22 protein-coding genes, 1 other RNA gene and 2 pseudogenes are annotated in these 24,568 nt (G+C 71.6%); 20 read left to right on the top strand and 5 right to left on the bottom strand.

Going from position 1 to position 24,568, the window contains the following annotated elements:
- Positions 1-81: 81 nt before the first annotated feature.
- Complete coding sequence (locus AB0917_RS08620) at positions 82-282, bottom strand: hypothetical protein (RefSeq protein ID WP_366818754.1); 201 nt, start codon at positions 280-282, stop codon at positions 82-84.
- A gap of 260 nt (positions 283-542) precedes the next feature.
- Between AB0917_RS08620 and ftsE the strand changes: the two genes are divergently transcribed.
- The 5 genes from ftsE (at position 543) to ssrA (ending at position 4,480) form a co-directional block, all read left to right on the top strand.
- Positions 543-1,232 (top strand): cell division ATP-binding protein FtsE, encoded by a 690-nt coding sequence (ftsE, locus tag AB0917_RS08615; protein WP_018512316.1) that lies wholly within the window; start codon positions 543-545, stop codon positions 1,230-1,232.
- A 56-nt stretch (positions 1,233-1,288) separates the two neighbouring features.
- Entirely contained in the window at positions 1,289-2,209 is a 921-nt protein-coding gene (gene ftsX / locus AB0917_RS08610; RefSeq protein WP_018512317.1) for a permease-like cell division protein FtsX, read from the top strand.
- Positions 2,210-2,277: 68 nt separating this feature from the next.
- Complete coding sequence (locus AB0917_RS08605; protein WP_366818753.1) at positions 2,278-3,465, top strand: S41 family peptidase; 1,188 nt, start codon at positions 2,278-2,280, stop codon at positions 3,463-3,465.
- 18 nt (positions 3,466-3,483) lie between these two features.
- Entirely contained in the window at positions 3,484-3,972 is a 489-nt protein-coding gene (smpB, locus tag AB0917_RS08600) for an SsrA-binding protein SmpB (protein ID WP_366818752.1), read from the top strand.
- Between the two features lie 120 nt (positions 3,973-4,092).
- Positions 4,093-4,480, top strand: a transfer-messenger RNA (tmRNA) gene (ssrA, locus tag AB0917_RS08595).
- Positions 4,481-4,548: 68 nt separating this feature from the next.
- Here the strand turns inward: ssrA and AB0917_RS08590 are convergent.
- From AB0917_RS08590 to AB0917_RS08580, 3 genes are all read right to left on the bottom strand, one after another.
- On the bottom strand, positions 4,549-5,052 hold the full coding sequence (locus AB0917_RS08590; RefSeq protein ID WP_366818751.1) for a GNAT family N-acetyltransferase: 504 nt from the start codon (positions 5,050-5,052) through the stop codon (positions 4,549-4,551).
- An 89-nt stretch (positions 5,053-5,141) separates the two neighbouring features.
- Positions 5,142-5,351, bottom strand: a complete 210-nt coding sequence (locus AB0917_RS08585) for a DUF397 domain-containing protein (protein WP_366818750.1) — start codon at positions 5,349-5,351, stop codon at positions 5,142-5,144.
- Positions 5,348-6,217, bottom strand: a complete 870-nt coding sequence (locus tag AB0917_RS08580; protein WP_366818749.1) for a helix-turn-helix transcriptional regulator — start codon at positions 6,215-6,217, stop codon at positions 5,348-5,350. Before AB0917_RS08580 ends, AB0917_RS08585 begins: the two co-directional genes overlap by 4 nt.
- 226 nt (positions 6,218-6,443) lie before the next feature.
- On the opposite strand from AB0917_RS08580, the pseudogene AB0917_RS08575 reads away from it, so the two are divergent.
- From AB0917_RS08575 to AB0917_RS08555, 5 genes and pseudogenes are all read left to right on the top strand, one after another.
- Positions 6,444-6,818, top strand: a pseudogene (locus AB0917_RS08575) (ATP-binding protein); the annotation flags it as partial.
- Between the two features lie 64 nt (positions 6,819-6,882).
- Positions 6,883-7,089, top strand: a complete 207-nt coding sequence (locus AB0917_RS08570) for a hypothetical protein (protein ID WP_366818747.1) — start codon at positions 6,883-6,885, stop codon at positions 7,087-7,089.
- A 53-nt stretch (positions 7,090-7,142) separates the two neighbouring features.
- Positions 7,143-7,349 carry a hypothetical protein gene (locus AB0917_RS08565; protein WP_366818746.1) on the top strand — a complete coding sequence of 69 codons (207 nt, stop codon included), beginning with the start codon at positions 7,143-7,145 and terminating at the stop codon, positions 7,347-7,349.
- Positions 7,350-7,520: 171 nt separating this feature from the next.
- Positions 7,521-8,343, top strand: a pseudogene (locus AB0917_RS08560) (class I SAM-dependent methyltransferase).
- Positions 8,344-8,554: 211 nt separating this feature from the next.
- A complete protein-coding gene (locus AB0917_RS08555) occupies positions 8,555-8,902 on the top strand; it encodes a VOC family protein (protein WP_366818745.1) in 348 nt (115 codons plus the stop codon).
- Positions 8,903-8,929: 27 nt separating this feature from the next.
- Here the strand turns inward: AB0917_RS08555 and AB0917_RS08550 are convergent, their stop codons facing one another.
- On the bottom strand, positions 8,930-10,210 hold the full coding sequence (locus AB0917_RS08550) for an MFS transporter (RefSeq protein WP_366818744.1): 1,281 nt from the start codon (positions 10,208-10,210) through the stop codon (positions 8,930-8,932).
- 102 nt (positions 10,211-10,312) lie between these two features.
- Between AB0917_RS08550 and AB0917_RS08545 the strand changes: the two genes are divergently transcribed.
- The 10 genes from AB0917_RS08545 (at position 10,313) to AB0917_RS08500 (ending at position 24,375) form a co-directional block, all read left to right on the top strand.
- Complete coding sequence (locus tag AB0917_RS08545; protein ID WP_366818743.1) at positions 10,313-11,284, top strand: LysR family transcriptional regulator; 972 nt, start codon at positions 10,313-10,315, stop codon at positions 11,282-11,284.
- Between the two features lie 159 nt (positions 11,285-11,443).
- Positions 11,444-12,112, top strand: a complete 669-nt coding sequence (locus AB0917_RS08540; protein ID WP_366818742.1) for a hypothetical protein — start codon at positions 11,444-11,446, stop codon at positions 12,110-12,112.
- A gap of 138 nt (positions 12,113-12,250) precedes the next feature.
- Entirely contained in the window at positions 12,251-14,398 is a 2,148-nt protein-coding gene (locus tag AB0917_RS08535) for a glycosyltransferase (protein ID WP_366818780.1), read from the top strand.
- Positions 14,395-15,663 carry an acyltransferase family protein gene (locus AB0917_RS08530; RefSeq protein ID WP_366818741.1) on the top strand — a complete coding sequence of 423 codons (1,269 nt, stop codon included), beginning with the start codon at positions 14,395-14,397 and terminating at the stop codon, positions 15,661-15,663. The genes AB0917_RS08535 and AB0917_RS08530 overlap by 4 nt, the downstream gene beginning before the upstream one ends.
- A gap of 131 nt (positions 15,664-15,794) precedes the next feature.
- The gene (locus AB0917_RS08525) at positions 15,795-17,126 is read left to right on the top strand and encodes a nitrate/nitrite transporter (protein WP_366818740.1); all 1,332 of its coding nucleotides are present in this window, start codon (positions 15,795-15,797) and stop codon (positions 17,124-17,126) included.
- Between the two features lie 134 nt (positions 17,127-17,260).
- A complete protein-coding gene (locus AB0917_RS08520; RefSeq protein ID WP_366818739.1) occupies positions 17,261-18,403 on the top strand; it encodes a uroporphyrinogen-III synthase in 1,143 nt (380 codons plus the stop codon).
- A gap of 123 nt (positions 18,404-18,526) precedes the next feature.
- On the top strand, positions 18,527-19,186 hold the full coding sequence (locus tag AB0917_RS08515) for a CGNR zinc finger domain-containing protein (RefSeq protein WP_366818738.1): 660 nt from the start codon (positions 18,527-18,529) through the stop codon (positions 19,184-19,186).
- A gap of 292 nt (positions 19,187-19,478) precedes the next feature.
- On the top strand, positions 19,479-21,851 hold the full coding sequence (locus AB0917_RS08510) for a UvrD-helicase domain-containing protein (RefSeq protein WP_366818737.1): 2,373 nt from the start codon (positions 19,479-19,481) through the stop codon (positions 21,849-21,851).
- A gap of 427 nt (positions 21,852-22,278) precedes the next feature.
- Complete coding sequence (locus AB0917_RS08505) at positions 22,279-23,715, top strand: NAD-dependent malic enzyme (RefSeq protein ID WP_366818736.1); 1,437 nt, start codon at positions 22,279-22,281, stop codon at positions 23,713-23,715.
- A 378-nt stretch (positions 23,716-24,093) separates the two neighbouring features.
- The gene (locus AB0917_RS08500; RefSeq protein WP_003968811.1) at positions 24,094-24,375 is read left to right on the top strand and encodes an HU family DNA-binding protein; all 282 of its coding nucleotides are present in this window, start codon (positions 24,094-24,096) and stop codon (positions 24,373-24,375) included.
- The last annotated feature ends 193 nt before the right edge of the window (positions 24,376-24,568 follow it).

Here is a 24,568-nt window from a genome sequence, read left to right as displayed (position 1 = left end):
GCTTCACGGCGCCCGGCGGGGGTGCAGCTCTTCCAGAGGCCCCCAAGGGGCCGTACAGGGGGAACAGGCAGTTCGGCGGGGTCAGGCGGTCTGGTGGGCCAGCAGCGCGAGCGCCGCCAGCAGCACGACCATCAGGGCGATCAGCGCGGCCGGGTTCATCCCGGCCAGCGGGCCCTGCCCCTGCTCCTCCAGCATCTGCTGCCGCACGGCACGGCAGACGCGGCAGCGCCCCTCGGTGACGGGGGCCGCGCAGTTCGCGCACACCAGTCGGTCATAGGTCATGCGCATTCCTCCTCCCGCGCGGCGGAGCCGCTGACTGCTTCTCTCTCCGCACAACGCTCCGGGAAACGCAACCGTTCCCCCCACCACTGTGCCAGCTCCCGCGGCTTTCGGCGCGGCCCGCCGGACAAGGGGTGGTCCGACCCGATGCGTTCTGGGTGGCGATCCGCCATAAAACGCCCATTGCCGGACGCCGCCTGCGCGCGTGAGCCCGGTTCGCGTATGGTCACGCTCACCTACTCCCGGCCGACCGTGGTGCATCCGTGATCCGATTCGACAACGTCTCCAAGACCTACCCGAAGCAGACCCGACCGGCTCTGCGCGATGTCTCGCTGGACATCGAGAAGGGTGAGTTCGTCTTCCTGGTGGGCTCCTCCGGCTCCGGCAAGTCGACCTTCATGCGGCTGATCCTGCGCGAGGAGCGCGCCAGCACGGGCATGGTCCATGTGCTCGGCAAGGACCTCGCGCGGCTGTCCAACTGGAAGGTGCCGCAGATGCGCCGCCAGCTGGGCACGGTCTTCCAGGACTTCCGCCTGCTGCCCAACAAGACCGTCGCGCAGAACGTGGCCTTCGCCCAGGAGGTCATCGGCAAGCCGCGCGGCGAGATCCGCAAGGCCGTGCCCCAGGTGCTCGACCTCGTCGGCCTCGGCGGCAAGGAGGAGCGGATGCCCGGTGAGCTCTCCGGTGGTGAGCAGCAGCGTGTGGCCATCGCGCGGGCCTTCGTCAACCGCCCGATGCTGCTGATCGCGGACGAGCCGACCGGCAACCTCGACCCGCAGACCTCCGTCGGCATCATGAAGCTGCTGGACCGGATCAACCGGACCGGCACCACCGTGATCATGGCGACCCACGACCAGAACATCGTCGACCAGATGCGCAAGCGCGTCATCGAGCTCGAACAGGGCCGTCTCGTACGTGACCAGGCGCGCGGCGTCTACGGCTACCAGCACTGACCGAGGGGCCCGCGGGCTCCTCGCGCATTTCGAGTATCGAGCACTGAAAGGACGCCATGCGCGCCCAGTTCGTCCTGTCGGAGATCGGCGTCGGTCTCCGTCGCAACCTCACGATGACCTTCGCCGTCGTGGTCTCCGTCGCCCTCTCGCTCGCCCTGTTCGGGGGCGCGCTGCTGATGCGCGAACAGGTCAGCACGATGAAGGACTACTGGTACGACAAGGTCAACGTCTCGATCTTCCTCTGCAACAAGAACGACGCCAAGGACATGCCCAAGTGTGCGAAGGGCGCTGTCACCGCGGAGCAGAAGGCCCAGATCAAGGCCGACCTGGAGAAGATGGAGGCCGTCCAGAAGCCGGTCCACTTCGAGACGGTCGACGAGGCGTACAAGCACTACCAGGAGCAGTTCGGCGACTCCCCGATGGCGGGCAACATCACGCCCGACCAGATGCAGGAGTCGTTCCGCGTCAAACTGAAGGACCCGCAGAAGTACAAGGTCGTCGCGACGGCCTTCGCGGGGCGCGACGGGGTGCAGTCCGTCCAGGACCAGCGGTCCATCCTGGACAACCTCTTCGAGCTGATGAACGGCATGAACGTCGTCGCGATCTACGTGATGATCCTGATGCTCGTCATCGCGTTGATCCTGATCGTCAACACCGTGCGCGTCTCCGCGTTCAGCCGGAGACGTGAGACAGGCATCATGCGCCTGGTGGGAGCCTCCGGCTTCTACATCCAGGCCCCCTTCATCATGGAGGCGGCCGTCGCCGGCCTCATCGGCGGGCTGCTGGCCTGCGCGATGCTGCTCGGCGGCCGGTACTTCCTGATCGACGGCGGCCTCGCGCTCCAGGAGAAGCTGAACCTGATCAACTTCATCGGCTGGGACGCGGTCCTCACGAAGCTGCCGCTGGTCCTCGCGATCGGCCTCCTGATGCCGGCCGTCGCCGCGCTCTTCGCGCTGCGCAAGTATCTGAAGGTATGACTTACGCCTCCTGGGGCGCGCGGGCAAGTACCCGTGCGCCCCAGGAGGCTTGTCCTAGACTCGGCGCCATGTCGGGTTGTTCGCACCGCTTTCGGCCCCGCGGCCTCTGCCGCGGGGCGGCCCTGGCATTGCTCTTCGGGTGCGTCCTCGCCACGGGCGCGGCGACCGGTTCGCTGCCGCAGGACCCCGACCCTCTCCCGGAACTCCCGGCGCGCGCCGTCGCCTCCACCCTCGCCCCGGTCGACCGCGAGGAGATCGAGGACGCGGCGGCGAAGGCCGAGGCCGACGGCAAGTCCGTGAAGGACGCGGCCGGGGAGGTCGTCAGCCGCAGCGGGGACCGCTGGGGCGCGGTCTACGACGAGCGGGAGTACGAGGAGTTCGAGCAGGCCCTCGACGGTTCGTACCTGGGCGTCGGACTCTCCGCCCGCCGCACGGCCGGCGGGGGCGTCGCCGTCTCCCGGGTCCAGCCCGGCGGGCCCGCCGACCGGGCCGGCATCCGCGAGGGCGACCTGCTCCGCACGGTCGACGGCCGCCGCGTCGACCGGCGCCCCGTCCCCGAGGTCGTCGCCCTGCTCCGCGGGGACGGTACGGGGGCCGGGGAAGGCACCCGCGTCGTCCTCGGTCTCGTACGGGACGGAAAGCCCTCCTCGCAGACGCTGGAACGCGCCCGTCTGACGCCCGACGCGGTCACCGTGAGCCGCCTGGGCACCGGCCCCTCCGCGACGCTCCTCCTCAAGGTCGCCACGTTCACCAAGGGGACCGGCGAGGAGGTACGGAACGCGGTCCGCGCGGCCCCCGAGGACGCCGGGATACTCCTGGACCTCCGCGCCAACTCCGGCGGCCTGGTCACCGAGGCCGTCACCGCCGCCTCCGCCTTCCTGGACGGCGGCCTGGTCGCCACGTACGACGTACGCGGCGAGGAGCAGGCCCTGTACGCGGACCCCGGCGGCGACACCGAGCGGCCCGTGGTGGTCCTGGTCGACGGCGGCACGATGAGCGCGGCCGAGCTGCTCACCGGCGCCCTCCAGGACCGCGGCCGCGCGGTCACCGTGGGCTCGCGCACCTTCGGCAAGGGCTCGGTGCAGATGCCCAGCGAGCTTCCGGGCGGTTCGGTGGCCGAGCTGACCGTGGGCCACTACCGCACTCCGGCCGGCCGGAGCGTCGAGGGACGGGGCATCACACCCGACCTGGTGGTGCGCGAGAGGGCCCAGCAGCGGGCCGAGACGGTATTGAGTGGCCTCGGGGGTGGGTCGTAGTGCGAAAATGACCGCACTATGGCAAAGGAAAAAGACACCGGGCGCAAGATGATCGCGCAGAACAAGAAGGCGCGGCACGACTACACGATCCTCGACACCTACGAGTGCGGCCTCGTGCTCATGGGCACCGAGGTGAAGTCCCTGCGCATGGGCCGGGCCTCCCTGGTCGACGGGTTCGTCCAGATCGACGACCACGAGGCGTGGCTGCACAACATCCACGTACCCGAGTACGTCCAGGGCACCTGGACCAACCACACGGCCAAGCGCAAGCGCAAGCTGCTCCTCCACCGGGCCGAGATCGACAAGCTGGCGTCGAAGTCCCAGGAGAGCGGCCACACGATCGTGCCGCTCGCCCTGTACTTCAAGGACGGCCGGGTCAAGGTCGAGATCGCGCTGGCGAAGGGCAAGAAGGAGTACGACAAGCGCCAGACGCTCCGCGAGAAGCAGGACACGAGGGAGACGAACCGCGCGATCTCGGCGGCCCGCAGGCGGCAGCGCAACGCCTGACCGGGGCCGCCGTGGCCGGGGGCGCCGCCCCCGGTGGGAATACGCTGGCATCGTCCGCCGTTGTTCACGTACGATGGGCCGTGCACCTCAGCGAAGGTGCGCGTTTTGAAAAATCAACATGGGGATGATCGGTTTCGACAGCGGATGTCGAAGCAGGGGAAGCGAGTCGAGGAAGCGGCAATGATCTCGTAAACCATATGTCGCAAACAATAATCGCCAATTCCAAGCGCGATTCCTCCGCCTTCGCCCTCGCTGCCTAATTAGCAGCTAAGCGAAGACTCTGCGGAGTGTCAGCCCGGGGGTGATCCCGACCCGGATCCTGGCATCAACTAGGGATCTAAACTTCTCGGCCCGGCCACGGGGCCGAGAAGGAAACCAAACAGTGGCTGAGCCTGTCGGAGGCTTGTTCGCGTGACCTCCGGGGCCGAGAAAAGCGTAGCGAACTGCACTCGGAGAAGCCCTGGTTCCGCACCGTTGGACGCGGGTTCGATTCCCGCCATCTCCACCACCCCATGTAAACCTCTGCCCCGCGAGTTCGCTCGCGGGGCAGAGGTTTTTTCATGGCGCAGAGGCGTTTCACGGCAGCGAGCGGGTGAGCCACACCACTTCTTTGCTGCCCTCCGTGGAGACGCGGTCCCGCTCGAATCCGAGCTTCTCCAGGACGCGGAGCGAGGGCGTGTTCCACGTGCCGACGGTGGACCAGAGCCGCTTCCGCCCGGTCGCGGCGGCGGCGTCGAGCACCGCGCGGGCCGCCTCGGTGGCGTAGCCGCGTCCGTGCGCGTGCTGGAACAGCTCGTAGGCGATCTCGGGCTCCTCCAGGGTGGCGCGGCCGATGATCAGGCCGCAGTAGCCGATGAAGTCGCCCTCGGCGCGGCGCTGGACGGGCAGGAGGGCGATGCCCGTGGTCTCCGTCGCGGTGAGCAGTTCCACGATCCCCTTCCGGCCGCGCTCGACCGTGAAGGTCTCCTCGCCGCGTTCGGACAGCAGGGCGCTGAACTCGGCCGCGTCCGACTCGGCCCAGGGCCGCAGTACCAGCCGCTCGGTCTCCAGGTGGAAGGGCATGGTCTCGTAGGCAGACATGCCCCCACCCTGCCCCATGACATGAGCGGGCCGGGCCGCGGCGGTCATCCGTGCGGCCCGGCCCGGCCCTGTGCTGCTGGTGCTGTCCGTCAGCTCCCGTACGCGTCGCTCTTCACGCCGTCGGTGAAGGCCGCCCACTGGGCCGGGGCGAAGTGGAGGCGGGGGCCGTGCTGGTTCTTGCTGTCGCGGACTGCTCGGCCGCCGTCGGAGAGGGGGGCCACCTCCACGCAGTTGTCCTGCTGGCCGCTTGCGGTGGCCTTGACGAACGGGCCGACGACGGTGGCGGTGGCGGTGGTCATGATGGCTTCCTCTTGTCTTGTTCGCGGCGCATCAGGCCCATGATGTCGGTGATGCGCGTCAGTGAATCGGCCGGGCTCAGAGCACTGGCCCGGAGGTTGTCGAAGGCGTCCGAGAACGCGTCGAGCTGTCCGGTCTGGTCCATGAACAGCGTCCCGGTCAGGTTGGCCACGCAGGCGATGCTGGGGTCCGCCGGGAAATCGAAGAGCACGAAGGGGCTCTGTACGCCCGCGTGCGCGCCCGCCTCGAACGGAAGCACCTGCAACGTGATGTTGCTGCGTTCCGTGAGGCGCGTCAGGTGGTGGAGCTGGTCCAGCATCACCGCATAGCCGCCGACCACCTGGCGCAGCGCGCCCTCGGTCACGATCGCCCAGATCTTCGGCGGGTGTTCGCCGTCCAGGATGGACTGGCGCTCCATCCGCACCGTGATCAGTGAGTCCACATGTCCGGGCGGCAGGACCGCCGGTCCGGCCGTGATGATGTGGCGCGTGTAGTCGGGCGTCTGCATCAGGCCCGGCACGATCATGCCCTCGAACGTCCGGATGCCGGCCGCCGAGCCCTCCAGCGCGATGAAGTCGCGGTACTCGCGCGGCAGCGCGTCCTCGTAGGCGATCCACCAGCCACGGGACTTGGCGTCCTTCGCCGCCTCCACGAAGGCGGTGATCTGCTTCTCGTCGGTGACGTCGTAGAGGGCGAGCAGAGCCTTCAGGTCGGTACGGGAGACGCGGACGTCCCCGCTCTCTATCCGGCTCATCTTGGACTGGGAGAAGCCGAGTTCGTCGCCGACCGCCTCGGCCGTCAGGTTGGCCTTGCGGCGCAGTTGCCGCAGGTCCGAACCGAGTCGACGGCTCCTGATCGTCTGGCCCATCACGCTCCTCGAATGTGTCGGTGCTCAGTTTGCCCGCTGCTCCGGCGGGAGCGCTAGCAAGAGGATATGCATACATGCGAAAGGGTAGTTGCAGATCGGGTGTATGCAGAGCTACGGTGTCCCTGTCGGTCACGGAACGTCATCCCATGATGGCGAAGCGTGGCAACGCCCGTGGTGCGAGCCGGGATTCCGCCTGCCCGCACCGCATGCCGAGAGGTGAACTCTGGTGTCCAGCGAAGAGCCGACCTTTACTTTCCCCGCCGCCGAGGGGTCCGTCCGGGCGGCTAGAAAATCTGTACGTGGGGTGATGCGTGACTGGGGGCTCGGTGACGAGCTGTCGGAGACCGCGGAGCTTCTCGTCAGCGAACTCGTCACCAACGCCGTCCTGCACGCCACGGGCAGCCCCTCCTGTCGTGTCACCTGTGCGCGGTCCGCAAGTTCCTTCACCGTGACCGTCGTTGACCACGGTGGCGGTCTCCCGGTCGTCCGGCACGGCGACCTGGGCGCCACCTCGGGGCGAGGGCTGCTCCTGGTGGAGAGTCTCGCCGACGACTGGGGCGTACGCGCCCTGCCCCGGGGCAAGGCCACCTACTTCGTCCTCTCCGTGCCGCGGTCGCGGGCCGGTGACGGCCCGGCCGGAGACCCCCGCGCTCTGGAGGAGCCCCGTGACAGACAGGTCCGGACCGGCGCCGGGGACGACACCGGGGCTCCGGGTGCCGCTGGTCCGGGAGGAGCCGGCCGCGTACGTCCTGCTCTTCGGCCCGCACGGAGAGCGGCGCGAGGCGCTCACCACCGCTCAGCTCATGTCGCTCGTCGTGGACGCCGCCGGAGAGCTGGGGTTCGTGCTCTCGGTGCCCCCGCGCGGTTCGTGACGGGCCGATGCGCCGCCCCCGTAATCCCTTTACCGTCGAAAGGCTGATCCCCCATGCACCGACCGATGTATGCCGCAGCGCTCGTGGAGGGCAGCGAGGCCGCCCGTGACCTGGCCGAGGCGCTGCGACTGGCGGGCTTCTCCCTGCCCTCCCTCTACGGTGACATCCCCACCATCACCGACAAGGCGCTCGTCCACCTCGGTGGCGCCTCCGCCGAAGTCGTACGCGAGTTGGCCGCGTGGATCCGCGAACGGGCCTGAAGTGCCGGTTCCTGGGGGCGGGTCAGTCGGTCGCGGCCGGTGGATCGGGCCACCGCCTTCCCTCCGGGCGCCGAAGATGAGGGCGGGAAGAGGAACCGGCCGTCGTGGTCCGGGGAACAGCCGTGGAGGTGGCCCTGCGCCAGGAGCCGGCGCGGTGCCAGGATGGCGCCCATGCCCACGCCCCCCACCACCGACGCGAAGATCACTGATTACTACGAGACCGCCTACGACGAATCCGATCGTCTGACCGGACCGGCAGACGGCGTGCTGGAGATGGTGCGCACACAGGAACTCCTGCGCCGACACCTGCCCCCACCCCCGCGACCGTGCTCGACGTCGGCGGTGGCCCCGGCGTGCACGCCCGCTGGCTCGCCGAGGACGGCTACGCGGTTCACGTGGTGGACCCCGTGGCCCGACACGTCGCCCAAGCGGCCGCAATCGATGGCGTCACGGCCGAACTCGGCGACGCACGCGCTCTGACCGCCGCCGATGGTTCCTACGACGCCGTACTCGTCATGGGGCCGCTGTACCACCTGCTCGACGGCGATGACCGGCTTCAGGCTCTTCGAGAGCTGCCCGCGCTGTGCGTCCTGGCGGCCTGGTCGCCGCTGCCGCCATCGGCCGGTACGCCTCGCTGTTCGAGCACACCGCCACCACGCTCCTCGCCACCAGGTGGCCGGTACACGACTCGGTGGAAACGATCCTTCGGGAGGGCCACTACATCGCCAACAGGGGCTTTACCGATGTGGCGTTCCACACCCCGGCGAGCTGACCGGGGAACTTGCGGACGCCGGGCTGGAGCAGGTGGCCCTGTACGGTGTCGAGGGCCCGGCCTGGGGCGCGGTCAAAGCCGCCGAACTCCACGCGGGCACCTCGGTCACGGACACTGGCGCTGTTCCGGGCCGCGCTGGCTGCCGCCCGCCTTGCCGAGCCCTACCCCGAGTTGTTGGCCGCCGCATCACACCTGCTGGCCGTGGCCCGTCCCGCCCTCTGACAGGGAACGCACAGTCCTTACCGCCCTCGCGCTGATGGGCGCGGCCCACTTCCGGGCAGGCGCAGTGCTCGTGGAAGGCGACCTGGCCGCCAAAGACCTGGCCGAGGCGCTCGAAAGCGTGTGGCGAAAGTACGTACGGTGAGTGCCGAGGGCGGGTTCTGGTAAGTGTGGACATCCCAGCGTTCCTGTCCCCTCTCATCTGGAGCCGTCGATGGCCGTTCGCCGTGTCATGCCCCTCGTCCGGTCGGAAGCCCTGCGGGAGAGCCGGGAGTTCTACGGCCTGCTGGGCTTCGAGGAGGTCATGAACCACGGCTGGATCGTGACGCTCGCCTCGCCGTCCAACCCGTCGGCGCAGGTCAGCCTGGTGACCAGCGACAAGACCGCCCCCGTCACCCCCGACCTGAGCGTGGAGGTCGACGATGTGGACGCGGCCCACGCGGTCGTGCGGGCGAGCGGTGCGGAGATCGTTCATCCGTTGCAGGACGAGGAGTGGGGCGTGCGGCGGTTCATGGTCCGCGACCCCAACGGCCGCGTGGTCAACGTGCTGAGCCACCGCTGACCATCGTCCCCACGTGTGGGGCATCCCTCAAGGCCGCCGCACAGCCGTCCCCGCCGCCGCGATGACCAGGGCCAGGGCCGCCGCGCTCATCGGGGCCGCGTAGCCGAAGACCGTCCCCGCGTGCTCCACCAGCGCGCCGCCCGTGGCCGCCCCGGCCGCCACCCCGCCCAGCAGCGCGGTGACCGAGAGCGTCATGCCCTCGTTCAACCGGCCCGCAGGCGTGGCGCGTTGGATCAGCGTCATGCCCGTGACCATGGTGGGTGCGGTCGCCGCACCCGCCAGCAGCAGGCAGAGCGCCAGGACGGGCAGGGAGGCCGTCGAGGCGGCGGCCAGCAGCGGCAGGGACATCAGCGCCGTCATCCCGGCCAGGCAGAGCAGCAGCCTGCGCCGGACGTCGCGGGCGGGCCGCAGCGCACCGTAGAGCAGCCCCGCCGCGCAGGACCCCGCCGCCTGGAGCGCCAGGATCGCGCCCCCGGCGTGGGCGATGGAGACGACTTCCAGCGCCCCGAACACCGCCCCCGTGGCCAGGAACACCACCAGCAGCGCGGGCATGCCGGGTGTACGGAGAGGGGAGAGCGCGGTCCGGGTGCGGGGGGTGGGCGGCGGCTCCGTCGCGCGCTGGGCGGCGAAGATCAGTACGCCCGTCATCAGCAGGAACGCGCCCACCAGCGTGCCCGCCTCAGGGAACAGCGCCCCGCACAGCGTCGCCGCCAGGACCGGGCCCAGCATGAAGCAGAGCTCGTCGGCGGCCTGCTCGAAGGAGTTCGCGGTGTGCAGGGCCGCCGGGTCGCCCCGGTGCAGGTGAGCCCAGCGGGCCCGGGACATCCCGCCGGTGTTGGGGGTCGTCGCGGTGGCGGCGTACGCGGCGAAGAGCGTCCAGGCCGGGGCGTCGTGGTGCACGCACAGCACCAGCGCCAGCGAGCCGAGCACGGCGAGCGCGGCCGCGGGCACCGCGATCCTGGCCTGCCCGAAGCGGTCCACCAGCCGGGCGGTGAAGGGCGCGACGACCGCCGTCGCGGCGAGCCCGGTCGCGGTGACGGCCCCGGCCAGCGCGTACGAGCCCCGCGACCCGGCGATCATGATGACCGCGCTGACACTGAGCATCCCCATGGGGAGCCGGGCGATCAGGTTCCCCGCCGTGAAGGCGCGGGCGCCGGGGGTGGCGAGCAGCCGGAGGTAGGGGTTGGCGGGCGCGGGCCGCCGTGGGCGCTCGCGCCCCGCGCGCGGGGCCGCCACCAGCTGGCCCCCGGCGACCGTGAGCAGGGGGGTGACGGGAGGGACGGTGCGGGCAGCGGGGGATCTCGGCATGGGGCCAGGCTCGCCCCGCCCCGCCTCTTTGGTCCAACACCTTCTCCCCACCCATTCACGCACCCCTGTTGTGAATGGGGCGGAGCGTTGTAGGTTCGGCGCGTGCCCACCCCCGACACCGACCCCCGGCTCCTGCGCGCCTTCCTCGCCGTCGCCGAGGAGCTGCACTTCACCCGGGCCGCCGCCCGCCTCTTCGTCGCCCAGCAGGCGCTGAGCCGGGACATCCGCCGGCTGGAGCGCGAGCTCGGCGCGGAGCTGTTCGTCCGCACCACCCGGCAGGTCTCCCTCACCCCGGACGGCGAGCGTCTGCTCCCGTACGCGCGCCGGGTGCTCGACGCGCACGCCGAGCTGGCCGCGGCCTTCAGCGGCGGGCCCGCCCGGCCGTTGCTCGTCGACCTGAACAGCGACGGGATGACCGCCTCCCGGGTGCTGGAGCGGGCCCGCGAGCTGGCTCCGGAGTGCGAGCTGATGGCGCGGTTCGAGTCCGGGCTGACCTGGGCCGCCTCCGAGATCCTGGCCGGGCGGCTGGACGTCTCCTTCGGCCGGGCCGCCGGGCTCGCCCCCGGGGTGCGCGCCGGGCTCCGCGTACAGCCGGTGCGGTACGAGCCCATGGCGCTGATGCTGCCGGCCTCCCACCCCCTCGCCGGGCGCGCGGCCATCCCGCTGTCCGAGCTGTCGGGGACGACCGTTCACGCGGGGGCGGGCAACGAGCGGACGCGGGAGTGGACGGACCTCGCGGCCCAGTTGTTCGCCGTATGGGGCATCGAGCTGGCCCCGCCCGTTCCGCTCGCCGTGGGCGTGGCCGAATTTCAACGGGTCATCGCGAAGGCGGGACACCCCGTACTTGCGGTGGTGGACTTCCCTCCGCTGCCGGGGGCCGTGGTGCGTCCGCTCGTCGATCCCGTTCCGCTTTCGCCTCTGACGCTGGTCTGGCGCAGGGGTCTGCGCCACCCCGGAGTGGATGCTCTGCGTCGTGCTACTGCCCAGTTGGGTACGGAAAAAGGCTGGCTCGTGCCCCCCTCCGGAGCCTGGCTTCCGGAGGCGGACCGGTCACTGATGCGCAACCGTTCCTGATCAACTTCGTTGGGGGGGACTTGGGTGTCAATGGCGTGCGCTACATTCGTCCTTCGGGTGCATGGACGCTTGTTCTCGTTGACGAGGTGGGGCTCGTCGACAGTAAAGAACCGGTCAATTTTGGCGCCCTGTTCGTTGAGTGGGGGATGAGCTACACCTGTGGACAACTGGCGCGAAGGTGCTCGAAGCGGGCACACGCACGAACCCGATGACGTCACGATGCAGCTGGACGGGCTGGGACACCGGCTCGCCGAGCTGCCCGGCGAGCCCGTACCGCCGGGCGGTTCCGACGGTCCGGTCTTCGTCGACGAGAGCGGCCGCCGCAGCAAGACCTACCGCCGGCTCGGCTGGGTGGTCGCCTCGCTCTGTGCCGCGTACGCCGTGACGCTGGTCTTCGCCGTCCTCGGCGGCAACTCCACCGCCCCCTGGCTGCCGCTCTCCGGGCAGGAGGAGGCGAAGGCGGAGGAGGCCGAGGTGCGTCCCGCGCCGAGCGACTCCGCGCAGCCCTCCGACGACCCGGACCCGGTCCCCCCGGCCACCGGGCCGACCGGGATCCCGGAGCCGGGCCCCTCCACCCCCACCGCTCCCTCGGCCACCGCCGTCACCGGCCCCACCGGATCCGCGGCCCGCACCCCGTCCGCCTCGCCCTCCGTGACGCCCTCGGACCCCACCGGAAGCGGCAGCGCCACGAAACCGGCCCCCACCACCTCGGCCACCAAGCCTCCCGCCGAGCCCACGAAGCCCACACCCGAGCCGGAGCCCACCGTCAGCACGAGCGCTCCCGCCGAGTCCCCGGAACCTCCGGGGGAAGAAGAGAGCGCCCTCTAAATGACACACCCCGCCCCGCGGGGCAGGAACGACCGGTCCCAGGGGACCGGAGGGAAGCGCACCGGACCCCAGGCGCCCCTGGCGCCGCGCACCGCACGGAAGCGCAACGCGCGCAAGCGGCCCCGGCGCAAGCTCCCCATGCGCTACCTCCTGCCCTTCATGCTGCTGGTCGCCCTGCTCGCCATGCTGATGCTGCGCGGCTACGTGCACAGCGAGATCCTCGCCGACCACCGGGTCCGCCCGCCCGCGCCCACCAGCCAGGTGCCCGAGGAGGTCCTCACGGGCGGGCCCGTCATCGACGCCCGCTCCGCCGACGTGAAGACCCTGTCCCTACCGGACCGCCGGGTCGTGCTCACCTTCGACGACGGGCCCGACCCGGTCTGGACCCCCAGGGTGCTGGACAAGCTGAAGGAGTACGACGCCCACGGCGTCTTCTTCGTCACCGGCACCATGGCCGCCCGTCACCCGGGCCTGGTCCGGCGGATGGTGGAGGAGGGCCACGAGATAGGCCTGCACACCTTCAACCACCCCGACCTCTCCTACCAGTCCACCAGCCGCATCGACCGGGAGCTCTCCCAGAACCAGCTGGCGCTGGCGGGCGCGGCCGGGGTGCGCACCTCGCTGTTCCGGCCGCCGTACTCCTCGTACTCCGCGGCCATGGACAACAAGTCCTGGCCGGTCACCCGGTACATAGGCAGCCGCGGCTACCTCACGGTCGTCAACGACACCGACAGCGAGGACTGGAAGCGCCCCGGCGTCTCCGCCATCGTCGAGCGCGCCACCCCCAGGCACGGCAAGGGCGCCATCGTCCTGATGCACGACTCCGGCGGCGACCGCTCGCAGACCGTGGCCGCGCTCGACCGGATGCTGCCGGACCTCCAGGAGAAGGGCTACACCTTCACCCGGCTCACCACCGCCCTCGACGCCCCCAGCGCGCACACCCCGGTCACCGGCTTCGAGCTCTGGAAGGGCAAGGCGTTCGTCTCCGCCGTCAGCGTCTCGGAGCGCGTCACCGGCGTCCTGGTCGTCGGCCTCGCCGCCATCGGCGTCCTGGTCCTGGCCCGCTTCGGGCTGATGCTGCTGCTCTCCTTCCTGCACGCCCGCAAGGTCCGCCGCAAGGACTTCAGCTGGGGCGAACCCCTCACCCGCCCGGTCTCCGTCCTCGTGCCCGCGTACAACGAACGCGAGTGCATCGAGGCGACCGTGCGCTCCCTGGCCGTCAGCGACCACCCCATCGAGATCATCGTCATCGACGACGGCTCCACCGACGGCACCGCCGACCTCGTCGAGGCGATGCGGCTGCCGGGCGTACGGGTGGTGCGCCAGCAGAACGCGGGCAAGCCGGCCGCCCTCAACAACGGCATCCGGCACGCCCGCTACGACATCGTCGTGATGATGGACGGCGACACCGTCTTCGAACCGTCCACCGTCCGCGAGCTGGTCCAGCCCTTCGCCGACCCCCGGGTCGGGGCCGTCGCGGGCAACGCCAAGGTCGGCAACCGCGACTCGCTGATCGGCGCCTGGCAGCACATCGAGTACGTGATGGGCTTCAACCTGGACCGCCGGATGTACGACGTCCTCGGCTGCATGCCCACCATCCCCGGCGCCGTCGGGGCGTTCCGCCGCGAGGCCCTGGAGCGGGTCGGCGGGATGAGCGAGGACACCCTCGCCGAGGACACCGACGTCACGATGGCCCTGCACCGGGACGGCTGGCGCGTGGTCTACGCGGAGAACGCCCGCGCCTGGACCGAGGCGCCGGAGTCCGTGCAGCAGCTATGGTCGCAGCGCTACCGGTGGAGTTACGGCACCATGCAGGCCATCTGGAAGCACCGCCGCGCGGTCATCGAGCGCGGGCCCTCGGGCCGCTTCGGACGGGTCGGGCTGCCGTTCGTCTCCCTCTTCATGGTCGTCGGCCCGCTGCTGGCGCCCCTGATCGACGTCTTCCTGCTGTACGGGCTGGTCTTCGGCCCGACCGCCAAGACCGTGGCGGCGTGGTTCGGGGTGCTGGTGGTGCAGGCCGTCTGTGCCGCGTACGCGTTCCGGCTGGACAAGGAGCGGATGGTCCACCTGATCTCGCTGCCGCTCCAGCAGATCCTGTACCGGCAGCTCATGTACGTGGTGCTGCTCCAGTCGTGGATCACCGCTCTCACCGGCGGCCGGCTGCGCTGGCAGAAGCTGCGCCGCACGGGCGCGGTGGAGGCGCCCGGCGGGATGTCCGCCCAGCGCCCGCAGCCACCCGCTGCCGACGCCGGGTTCGAGGCCGTGGACCGGAGGCCGTACGTATGACCGCACCGCCGCCCTTCCCGGTGGCCGGCCCGCCGTTCCCGGCCTCGGGACCGTCCTCTCCGGCCGCCGGCCCGCCCTTCCTGACGGCCGGCCCGCCGCTGCCGGCCGCCGGCCCGGCCGCCTCGGCCCCCGGGGCCGGGGTTCCGGCTCCCGAGCGCCGGGGGGCCGTCCGCGACCGGTACTTCGACCTGCTGCGGGCGCTCGCCCTCTTCCGGGTCGTCCTCTACCACCTCACCGGCTGGGCCTGGCTGCCCATCGTCTTCCCCTCCATGGGCGTCATGTTCGCCCTGGCCGGGACCCTGATGGCCCGCTCCCTCGAGCGGCCCGCCGTCCAGGTGATCCGCGGCCGCGTCCGGCGGCTGCTGCCGCCGCTGTGGCTGCTCGGCGCGATCGGCGTCACCGGCATGGTCGCCCAGGGGTGGGGCCCGGACGCGGAGAGCCACCCCGGCTGGTGGTGGCAGCACCTGGCGTACTGGATCCTGCCGCTCAGCGACCCGCCGTACGCCTCCGACGTGGCGGGCATCGAGGGGGTCCTCGGCGCGAGCTGGCCGGAGGAACTCGCCGGACCGCTCTGGTACATCCGGGCCTACCTCTGGTTCGTCCTGTTCTCGCCGCTGATCCTGCGCGGCCTGCGCAGGCTGCCCTGGCCGACGCTGCTCGCCCCCCTGGCGCTCGCCGTCGTGCTGCGGCTCGACCTGTTCTCCACCACCGAACGGCTCGACTCCGCCATCACCGACTTCTCCACCTTCGGCGCCTGCTGGGTGCTGGGCATGGCCCACCAGGAGGGCGTCCTCAAGCGGCTGCCCGCCTACATCGTGCCGTCCATCGCACCGGTCTTCGCCGGCGCCGGACTGTGGTGGGCGAGCCACGAGGGGTTCCGCAGCGGCTTCGACCTGGACTCCATCCCGCTCGCCCAGGCCCTGTGGTCCTTCGGCTGCGTGCTGCTCCTGCTGCACTACAGCCCCTCCTGGACCGAGTGGCCGAGCCGCCTGCGGCCCTTCGCCCGGCCGATCACCCTGCTCAACTCGCGGGCCGTCACCGTCTACCTGTGGCACAACGTCTGCATCCTGACCGCCGCCACGCTCTACGACCGGCTCTGGTCCGTGGACGCCCTGAGCGAGAACGTGCCCTGGCTGCTGGAGAGCTGGATACCCGTCCTCCTCGTCACCTGGGCCCTCATCGCGCTCTGCGTCCTCGCCTTCGGCTGGGCCGAGGACGTCGCCGCCAGGCGCCGGCCCCGACTGTGGCCGGACGGGCGGCCGTAGGGGCTCATCTCACCGGGCCGCCTCCGGCCCGGTGAGAGCAAGGTTGCCCACCGGTCACCTCACGGCACCGCACCGAAACGCGCGCTCCCTAGCGTCGGGGACAACACCCCGACCCCCTGTGGAGGCGCGTGATGGCAGGCCGCTGGATCGAGACCTGGGAGCCGGAGGACGAGACGTTCTGGCGGGAGCGGGGCGAGCGCGTCGCCCGCCGCAACCTGTGGTTCTCCGTGCTCTCCGAGCACATCGGATTCTCCGTCTGGACCCTGTGGTCGGTGATGGTCCTGTTCATGGGGCCCGAGTACGGCATCGACCCGGCCGGAAAGTTCTTCCTGATCTCCACCGCCACCCTGGTCGGAGCGCTGGTGCGGGTGCCGTACACCTTCGCCGTCGCCCGGTTCGGCGGCCGCAACTGGACCGTCCTCACGGCGGTGGGCCTGCTGGTCCCGACGCTGGCCGCGTTTCTGGTGATGGAGCCGGGGACCTCGTACGCCACCTTCGTGGTGGTCGCCGCGCTCACCGGGATCGGCGGCGGCAACTTCGCCTCCTCCATGACCAACATCAACGCCTTCTTCCCGCTCCGCGAGAAGGGCTGGGCGCTCGGCCTCAACGCGGGCGGCGGCAACATCGGCGTCCCCGTCGTCCAGCTCGTCGGCCTCCTCGTCATCGGCACGCTGGGCGCGGCCCACCCCCGGATCGTGCTCGGCGTCTACATCCCGCTGATCGTCGTGGCCGCCGTCTGCGCCGCCCTGTACATGGACAACCTCCGGCCCGTACGCAACGACACCGGGGCCGCGCGGGCGGCGGCCCGCTCCCCGCACACATGGATCATCTCGGCGCTCTACATCGGCACGTTCGGCTCGTTCATCGGCTACAGCTTCGCCTTCGGCCTGGTCCTCCAGATCCAGTTCGGCCGCACCCCGCTCCAGGCCGCCTCGCTCACCTTCCTGGGCCCGCTGCTCGGCTCCCTGATCCGCCCGGTCGGGGGCCGGCTCGCCGACCGGCACGGCGGCGCCCGCATCACCCTGGCCGCCTTCGCCGCGATGGGGGGCGCCACCGCGATCGTCATCCACGCCTCCGCCACCGCGTCCCTGCCCGTCTTCCTCGTCGGCTTCACCGCCCTGTTCGTCCTGACCGGGCTGGGCAACGGATCGACGTACAAGATGATCCCCGGCGTCTTCCACGCCCAGGCACTGGAGAAGGGGCTCGTCGGCGAGGCGGCCGCCGCCCACGGACGGCGGCTCTCCGGCGCCGCCATGGGCTTCATCGGGGCCGTCGGCGCGCTGGGCGGCCTCGCGATCAACCTCGCCTTCCGCCAGTCCTTCCAGACCTCCGGCACCGGGACGGCCGCCTTCTGGTCCTTCCTCGCCTTCTACGCCGTGTGCTCCGGGCTCACCTGGTTGGTATACCTTCGCCGCCCCGCGCCGGTACCCGCGAAACCGCAGGTCGGTTACGTGGAGGTGTAGAAGGGGGACCGTCCGGCCCACGGGCGACGTAACGGCCGGGAAATACAGGGGAACCGAGCCTGTCACGCACGGTTGGCAGTCTCGGGCCACCGCACACCGCGCACCAGCAGCACCACGAGAGCCGGGAATCCGCCATGCAGGACGACGACACGACGCACGGCCCCCTCGCGGGCTTCACGGTCGGGGTGACCGCCGCCCGCCGCGCCGAGGAGCTCATCACCCTTCTCAAACGGCGCGGCGCCGCCGTCCAGCACGCCCCCGCGCTGCGGATCGTTCCGCTCGCCGACGACAGCGAACTCCTGGACGCCACGAAGGAGTTGATCGACCACGCCCCCGATGTGGTGGTCGCCACCACCGCGATCGGCTTCCGGGGCTGGGTGGAGGCCGCCGACGGCTGGGGCATCGGCGACGCGCTCCTGGAACGGCTGCGCGGTGTCGAACTCCTCGCCCGTGGCCCCAAGGTCAAGGGCTCCGTCCGGGCCGCCGGGCTGACCGAGGCCTGGTCACCCGGGTCCGAGTCGATGGCCGAAGTCCTCGACCGGCTCCTCGGCGAGGGCGTCGCGGGCCGCCGCATCGCCCTCCAGCTGCACGGCGAACCGCTCCCCGGCTTCATCGAGTCCCTCCAGGCGGCGGGCGCCGAGGTGGTCGGCGTCCCCGTCTACCGCTGGATGCCCCCGCAGGACATCGCCCCGCTCGACCGGCTGCTCGACGCCACCGCCGCCCGGGGCCTGGACGCCGTCACCTTCACCAGCGCCCCCGCCGCCGCCTCGTTCCTGGGCCGCGCCGAGACCCGCGGGCTCCTCCCGGAGATCCTGGGGGCGCTGCGCGACGACGTCCTGGCTGCCTGCGTCGGACCGGTCACCGCCCTCCCGCTCCAGGCCCGCTCCATCCCCGTCGTCCAGCCCGAACGCTTCCGCCTGGGCCCCCTCGTCCAGCTGGTCTGCGCCCAACTCCCCACCCGGGCCCGGGTCCTGCCCATCGCCGGCCACCGCGTCGAGATCCGGGGCCACGCCGTGCTCGTCGACGACGAACTGCGCGCGGTGCCGCCCGCGGGCATGGCCCTCCTGCGCACCCTGGCCCGCCGCCCCGGCTGGGTGGTGGCCCGCGCCGAGCTGCTGCGGGCCCTGCCCGGCAGCGGCACCGACGAGCACGCGGTGGAGACGGCGATGGCCCGGCTGCGCGCCGCGCTGGGGGCGCCGCGACTGATCCAGACCGTCGTCAAACGCGGCTACCGGCTGTCGCTGGACCCGGCGGGGGACAGGCCGGGCGCGCGCTGAGCGGTGACCCTCGCCCCCGTGATCGCTCATGGCCGTCACGGCAGCGGGGGTTACGGCCGGGCTCCGCCGGGGGCACTCTGGAAGGTGGCATCCGGCCGGTGATCCCGAGGCGGTGACAGGCGCATGGCGAGCAGCAGGGGCGCGTACGCGTGGCGGTTCGACTCCGGCCGGATCTGTCTCGACCTGGTGGCCACCGGGCCCGGGGGCGGGACACCCCGCGCCCGGGAACAACTGGACGGCCCCACGCGGCTCGCGGAGTGGCTGGCCGCCGCCGGACTCGTCCCGCCGGGCACGGCGCTGGGCGCGCTGGACGCCGGCTGGCTGCACCGGTTCCGGGCGTTGCGCGCGGATGTGGGCCTGCTGATGTCGGCCCAACTCGCCGACACCGACGTACGAGTTGACCCGGCGGGTGCCCAACTGGGCCGACCGGGCGACGGGAACGCCATCGACCGGCTCAACTCCCTCGCGGCGGAAGCCCCGCCGGGCCCGCGCGCGGTGCGCGGCGAGGGCGGTTCCCTGGTACGGACCCTGAGCGCCGAACCCGACTGCGCGGGGCTCCTGGCGGTCGTGGCGCGGGACGCGGTGGACCTGCTCACCGACCCGGTGGCGCGGGCCGCGCTGCGCCGCTGCGCGGGCGGGTCCTGCCACCGGCTCTACCTGGACACCTCACGCGGGGGCCGGCGCCGCTGGTGCTCCGGTGAGATCTGCGGCAACCGGGAACGGGTCGCCCGGCACCGGCGCCGTACGGCCGCCGCCCCGGGGTTCTCGGCGAAGGAGACATGACCCGGCGCCGTGCCGCGGAGGGCGCGACCGGCTCTGTTCCCCGCGCCCCCCTGCGTCCCCTCAGTCCCGCAGGGCCCCGCACATCCCTCAGGGCCGGGCGTACCTCCCCGCGCCCCCGGCACGACGGCACGGACCCCAGGTGCCCCGGAGGCGCCGGCCGCCTCGGCTTCCGTGACCCCGGCACACGTTCCGACGCGCAATCGCAACACTCGCGACGCGGACGGCAGGTGCGCCGGGGCCCCTCGTCGCATAAGGTTGACGGCTGCCCAATGCACGTCAGAAGGGGGCCTCGGTGGCCGCGCAGGATGCCGCTGTCGATTCGCTGCGGGACCGGGAAATCGGTGTCGAGCAGGAACATCTGGACCGGGTTTACCACCGCCTCGAAGAGAAGATCGACGAGGCGGAATTTCTCATGCACGACGCCGTCAAACGCGGGCAGGTCGGCACGCCCGGCGCCCTCGCCGAACGGGACGCCCAGGTCTTCCGGGCGGGCGTCCACCTCAACCGGCTGAACAGCGAGTTCGAGGACTTCCTCTTCGGGCGCATCGACCTGCTCCTCGGCAAGGACGGTGAGCGCGGCCCGGACGGCGCGTTCACCTCCGTCGAGCCGGCCGACGACGCCGTACGCCAGGACGCCACCGCCGACATCGCCGAGACGCTCCACATCGGCCGGATCGGGGTCCTCGACTCCGACTACGCGCCGCTGGTGATCGACTGGCGGGCCCCGGCCGCCGCCCCGTTCTACCGCTCCACCCCGAAGGAGCCCGGCCGCGTCGTACGCCGCCGGGTCATCCGCTCCAAGGGCCGCAGGGTCCTCGGGGTCGAGGACGACCTGATGCGCCCGGAGCTGACGGCGTACCTGGACGGCGGGAAGCTGCCGGTGATCGGCGACGGCGCCCTGATGGCGGCGCTCGGCCAGGCCCGCAGCCACACCATGCGGGACATCGTCGCCTCCATCCAGGCCGAACAGGACCTGGTGATCCGGGCGCCGGCCGCCTCGGTCACCGAGGTCACCGGCGGCCCCGGCACCGGCAAGACGGCCGTCGCCCTGCACCGGGCCGCGTACCTCCTCTACCAGGACCGGCGGCGGTACGCGGGCGGCATCCTCGTCGTCTCCCCGACCCCGCTCCTGGTCGCCTACACCGAGGGCGTGCTGCCCTCGCTCGGTGAGGAGGGCCAGGTCGCGATCCGCGCGGTCGGCTCGCTCTCGGAGGAGGCGGCCGGGGTGGAGGGCGCCACCACCTACGACGAACCGGCCGTGGCCCGGATCAAGGGCTCCTCCCGGATGCTCCACGTGCTGCGCAAGGCGGCCCGGGGCGCCCTGGAGGCGCCGAAGGCGGACACCGACGGCCAGCTCTCCTTCGGCGAGGAGCCCGCGCGGAGCGTCCCCACCGGCACCCCGACCCGGCTGCGCGTCGTCGCCTTCGGCGCCCGGGTCGAGCTGGAGGCCGACGAGCTCCGCCGCATCCGGAACAACGTGCTCAGCGGCACCGCCCCCGTCAACCTGCTGCGCCCGCGCGCCCGCAAGCTGCTGCTCGACGCCCTGTGGAGCAGGTCCTCGGGGCGCGGCCGCTACACCGACCCGCAGCTGGTGGCGGAGTTGCGCTCGTCCTTCGACGAGGACGTCTCCACCGAGACGCCGTTCCTGGAGTTCCTGAACGCGTGGTGGCCCGAGCTGACCCCGCGCCGGGTGCTGGCCGCGATGGCCGACGAGAAGCGGCTGGCCCGCTGGTCCCGGCGCATCCTCAACCAGGGCGAGGTGCGCCGCCTGGCGCGCTCCCTCAGGCGGCTGGACGCGGCCGACGGCAGCGGCCCGCTCTCCGTCCACGACGTGGCGCTCCTGGACGAGCTCCAGGCGCTGCTGGGCACGGTGGTCCGGCCCAGGCGCAAGCGCGAGATGGACCCGCTGGACCAGCTCTCCGGGCTGGAGGAGCTGATGCCGCGGCGCGAGGAGACCCAGTGGGAGCGGGCCGAGCGGCTCGCGGCCGAGCGCACCGAGTACGCCCACGTCATCGTCGACGAGGCGCAGGACCTCACGCCCATGCAGTGGCGGATGGTCGGCCGCCGGGGCCGCCACGCCACCTGGACCGTCGTCGGCGACCCGGCGCAGTCCTCCTGGTCCGACCCGGACGAGGCGGCCACGGCCCGGGACGAGGCGCTCGGCTCCCGGCCGCGCCGCCGCTTCACCCTCACCGTCAACTACCGCAACCCGGCCGAGATCGCGGAACTGGCCGCGAAGGTGCTGGCGCTGGCCATGCCCGGCATGGAGTCCCCGTCGGCGGTCCGCTCGACCGGGGTGGTGCCGCGCTTCGTGCCGGTGGGGGACGGCGACCTGGCCGCCACGGTCCGCGAGGAGGCGCGGCGGCTGCTGGCGGAGGTGGACGGCACGGTCGGTGTGGTCGTGGCGATGGACCGCCGCGCCCAGGCCCGCGAGTGGCTCGCGGAGCTGGGGGAGCGGGTGGTGGCGCTGGGCAGCCTGGAGGCGAAGGGCCTGGAGTACGACGCCACGGTGGTGCTCTCGCCCGCGGAGATCGCGGACGAGTCCCCGGCCGGGCTGCGGGTGCTGTACGTGGCGCTGACCCGGGCCACCCAGCAGCTCACGGTGGTGTCGGGGGAGCGGGACATGCCGGACGAGGACGGGGTGCCGGACCTGCTGCGGGACTGACCCGGACGTGCCGCGGGAGCGGCGGCGGGCGAGTCAACCCGTCGCACGGGAATCACTTCTCCGGGGTCTTTGTTACCGTGGTAGTGGCACCGGCTCGATCCAAGCCCCCGGGCCCAACCTTCGTCGCTTCGAGCGACCACTTGCCGCGAGGCGAGCATGGCGGGTCGGTGCCACCCAAACGAAAAAGACAGACCCGCGTCACCTGATGGTGGCGCGGGTCTGTTCTCGTTCTCGGGTCGGCCTGCCGTGTTTTCCGGCGTCGAGGGTTCCGCCGAACGGGTGGATTCTCGTATGGTGGAAACTGCTTTCCGAAAAGCGGCGCTCATTACCGGCTACCAGTCGGTAGGTGCGACGATCGGGAAGCGTGACCGGAACGAGGGTTCCGGATGCGAAGCAATGAAGCTTGAGGAAAGCGAAGGACTCGGCCATGGCAACGGCGCCCAGCGTCTCGTACTCGATGACGGTCAGGCTGGAGGTGCCCGCGAGCGGCACCGCGGTCTCCCAGCTCACCACCGCGGTCGAGTCCTCCGGAGGGTCGGTCACCGGCCTCGACGTCACAGCGTCCGGCCACGAGAAGCTGCGGATCGACGTCACGATCGCCGCTTCCTCCACCTCGCACGCGGACGAGATCGTCGAAGGTCTGCGCGACATCGAGGGCGTCGTGCTGGGCAAGGTCTCCGACCGTACGTTCCTCATGCACCTCGGCGGCAAGATCGAGATGGCGTCCAAGCACCCCATCCGCAACCGTGACGACCTCTCGATGATCTACACCCCCGGCGTCGCCCGGGTCTGCATGGCCATCGCCGAGAATCCCGAGGACGCACGCCGCCTCACCATCAAGCGCAACTCCGTCGCAGTCGTGACGGACGGCTCCGCGGTGCTGGGCCTCGGCAACATCGGCCCGATGGCCGCGCTGCCCGTCATGGAGGGCAAAGCGGCCCTCTTCAAGCGCTTCGCGGGCATCGACGCCTGGCCGATCTGCCTGGACACCCAGGACACCGACGCCATCGTGGAGATCGTCAAGGCCATCGCCCCCGGCTTCGCGGGAATCAATCTGGAGGACATCTCCGCCCCCCGCTGCTTCGAGATCGAGGCCCGGCTGCGCGAGGCCCTCGACATCCCCGTCTTCCACGACGACCAGCACGGCACCGCCATCGTCGTCCTGGCCTCGCTGACCAACGCCCTGCGCGTGGTGGGCAAGAACATCGGTGACGTACGGGTCGTCATGTCCGGTGCCGGAGCCGCCGGTACGGCCATCCTGAAGCTCCTCATCGCCGCCGGCGTCAAGCACGCCGTCGTCGCCGACATCCACGGGGTGGTGCACAGCGGCCGCGAGGACCTGGTCGCCGCCGCCCCGGACTCGCCGCTGTGCTGGATCGCCGACAACACCAACCCCGAGGGCGTCACCGGCACCCTCAAGGAGGCCGTCGTCGGCGCCGACGTCTTCATCGGCGTCTCCGCCCCCAACGTCCTGAACGGCGACGACGTCGCGGCGATGGCGGAGGGCGCGATCGTGTTCGCGCTCGCGAACCCGGACCCGGAGGTCGACCCGGCGGTCGCCCGTGAGACCGCCGCCGTCGTGGCCACCGGCCGTTCCGACTTCCCCAACCAGATCAACAACGTGCTGGTCTTCCCGGGTGTCTTCCGCGGTCTGCTGGACGCTCAGTCCCGCACCGTCAACACGGAGATGATGCTCGCCGCCGCCGGTGCCCTCGCCGATGTGGTCGGCGAGGACGAGGTCAACGCGAACTACATCATCCCCTCCGTCTTCAACGACAAGGTCGCCGGTGCGGTCGCCGGAGCCGTCCGTGCGGCCGCCAAGGCCACCCCGGGCACCGGATCGGCCCCCTCCGCCTCCGTCTGACCCCACCCGTTTCGCGGCGTCCTCAAGGGGTACGCGGGAAAGACCCCGGGCCGCACCCGCCCGTGCCGTACGGCGCGTCGCGGGTCGCGGCGCCCCAAACGCCCCTTTAGGGTGGGCGGGCAGTGGGCCCCGCGGGGCCCGGCATCCGCTGCGGACCGCAAAGGGAAGCCGACGGAACGTCACCACGAGCAGACAGTGGCGCTTTTCGTTGACCCTGAAGGGTTCCGGATTGGCTTTCCCGCCGCAGGTGGGGGCAGGATGCGTAATCGGGCGCGAGGGTCTGACATCAGACCCGGGTCCGGGGACTGCTCACAGGGCCCTGGCAGCATCGGCTTCGATCTCACGCCTCACAGGCAAGAAGAACACGGGAGTAACAACATGAACCGCAGTGAGCTGGTGGCCGCCCTGGCCGACCGCGCCGAGGTGACTCGCAAGGACGCCGACGCCGTGCTGGCCGCGCTCGCCGAGACCGTCGGTGAGATCGTCGCCAAGGGCGACGAGAAGGTCACCATCCCCGGCTTCCTGACCTTCGAGCGCACCCACCGTGCCGCTCGCACCGCTCGCAACCCGCAGACCGGCGACCCGATCAACATCCCCGCCGGCTACAGCGTGAAGGTCTCCGCGGGCTCGAAGCTCAAGGAAGCCGCCAAGGGTAAGTAACCCTTCGAGGCGCAATGAGGGCGGCCACTCCCGACCAGGAGCGGCCGCCCTCGCGCATGCCAGGGGCACATGCGCCCCGCACAGGCCCTCGCACGGCTCCGGGGCGCCCCGGGGGCCGGGGACGCGTCCAGGGCCCCCGGGGGCCAGGTCGACGGGCGGGAGGCGCCCGGGCGGGGGTCGTGCCGGGGGTGGG

The organism is Streptomyces sp. NPDC007346 (assembly GCF_040703535.1).
Taxonomy (GTDB): domain Bacteria; phylum Actinomycetota; class Actinomycetes; order Streptomycetales; family Streptomycetaceae; genus Streptomyces.
Note: the sequence above shows the minus strand (reverse complement) of the source record. Positions and strands in the feature narration are given on the sequence as shown.

What these genes read in the sequence shown, in the direction of transcription:
- AB0917_RS08520 (WP_366818739.1), top strand. Translation starts at nt 17,261, where the DNA reads ATGCAGGACGACGACACGACGCACGGCCCCCTCGCGGGCTTCACGGTC.
- AB0917_RS08605 (WP_366818753.1), top strand. Translation starts at nt 2,278, where the DNA reads ATGTCGGGTTGTTCGCACCGCTTTCGGCCCCGCGGCCTCTGCCGCGGG.
- AB0917_RS08525 (WP_366818740.1), top strand. Translation starts at nt 15,795, where the DNA reads ATGGCAGGCCGCTGGATCGAGACCTGGGAGCCGGAGGACGAGACGTTC.
- AB0917_RS08620 (WP_366818754.1), bottom strand. Translation starts at nt 282, where the DNA reads ATGACCTATGACCGACTGGTGTGCGCGAACTGCGCGGCCCCCGTCACC.
- ftsX (WP_018512317.1), top strand. Translation starts at nt 1,289, where the DNA reads ATGCGCGCCCAGTTCGTCCTGTCGGAGATCGGCGTCGGTCTCCGTCGC.
- smpB (WP_366818752.1), top strand. Translation starts at nt 3,484, where the DNA reads ATGGCAAAGGAAAAAGACACCGGGCGCAAGATGATCGCGCAGAACAAG.
- AB0917_RS08500 (WP_003968811.1), top strand. Translation starts at nt 24,094, where the DNA reads ATGAACCGCAGTGAGCTGGTGGCCGCCCTGGCCGACCGCGCCGAGGTG.
- AB0917_RS08515 (WP_366818738.1), top strand. Translation starts at nt 18,527, where the DNA reads ATGGCGAGCAGCAGGGGCGCGTACGCGTGGCGGTTCGACTCCGGCCGG.
- AB0917_RS08585 (WP_366818750.1), bottom strand. Translation starts at nt 5,351, where the DNA reads ATGACCACCGCCACCGCCACCGTCGTCGGCCCGTTCGTCAAGGCCACC.
- AB0917_RS08530 (WP_366818741.1), top strand. Translation starts at nt 14,395, where the DNA reads ATGACCGCACCGCCGCCCTTCCCGGTGGCCGGCCCGCCGTTCCCGGCC.
- AB0917_RS08580 (WP_366818749.1), bottom strand. Translation starts at nt 6,217, where the DNA reads ATGGGCCAGACGATCAGGAGCCGTCGACTCGGTTCGGACCTGCGGCAA.
- AB0917_RS08590 (WP_366818751.1), bottom strand. Translation starts at nt 5,052, where the DNA reads ATGTCTGCCTACGAGACCATGCCCTTCCACCTGGAGACCGAGCGGCTG.
- AB0917_RS08505 (WP_366818736.1), top strand. Translation starts at nt 22,279, where the DNA reads ATGGCAACGGCGCCCAGCGTCTCGTACTCGATGACGGTCAGGCTGGAG.
- AB0917_RS08555 (WP_366818745.1), top strand. Translation starts at nt 8,555, where the DNA reads ATGGCCGTTCGCCGTGTCATGCCCCTCGTCCGGTCGGAAGCCCTGCGG.
- AB0917_RS08535 (WP_366818780.1), top strand. Translation starts at nt 12,251, where the DNA reads ATGCGCTACCTCCTGCCCTTCATGCTGCTGGTCGCCCTGCTCGCCATG.
- AB0917_RS08550 (WP_366818744.1), bottom strand. Translation starts at nt 10,210, where the DNA reads ATGCCGAGATCCCCCGCTGCCCGCACCGTCCCTCCCGTCACCCCCCTG.
- AB0917_RS08565 (WP_366818746.1), top strand. Translation starts at nt 7,143, where the DNA reads ATGCACCGACCGATGTATGCCGCAGCGCTCGTGGAGGGCAGCGAGGCC.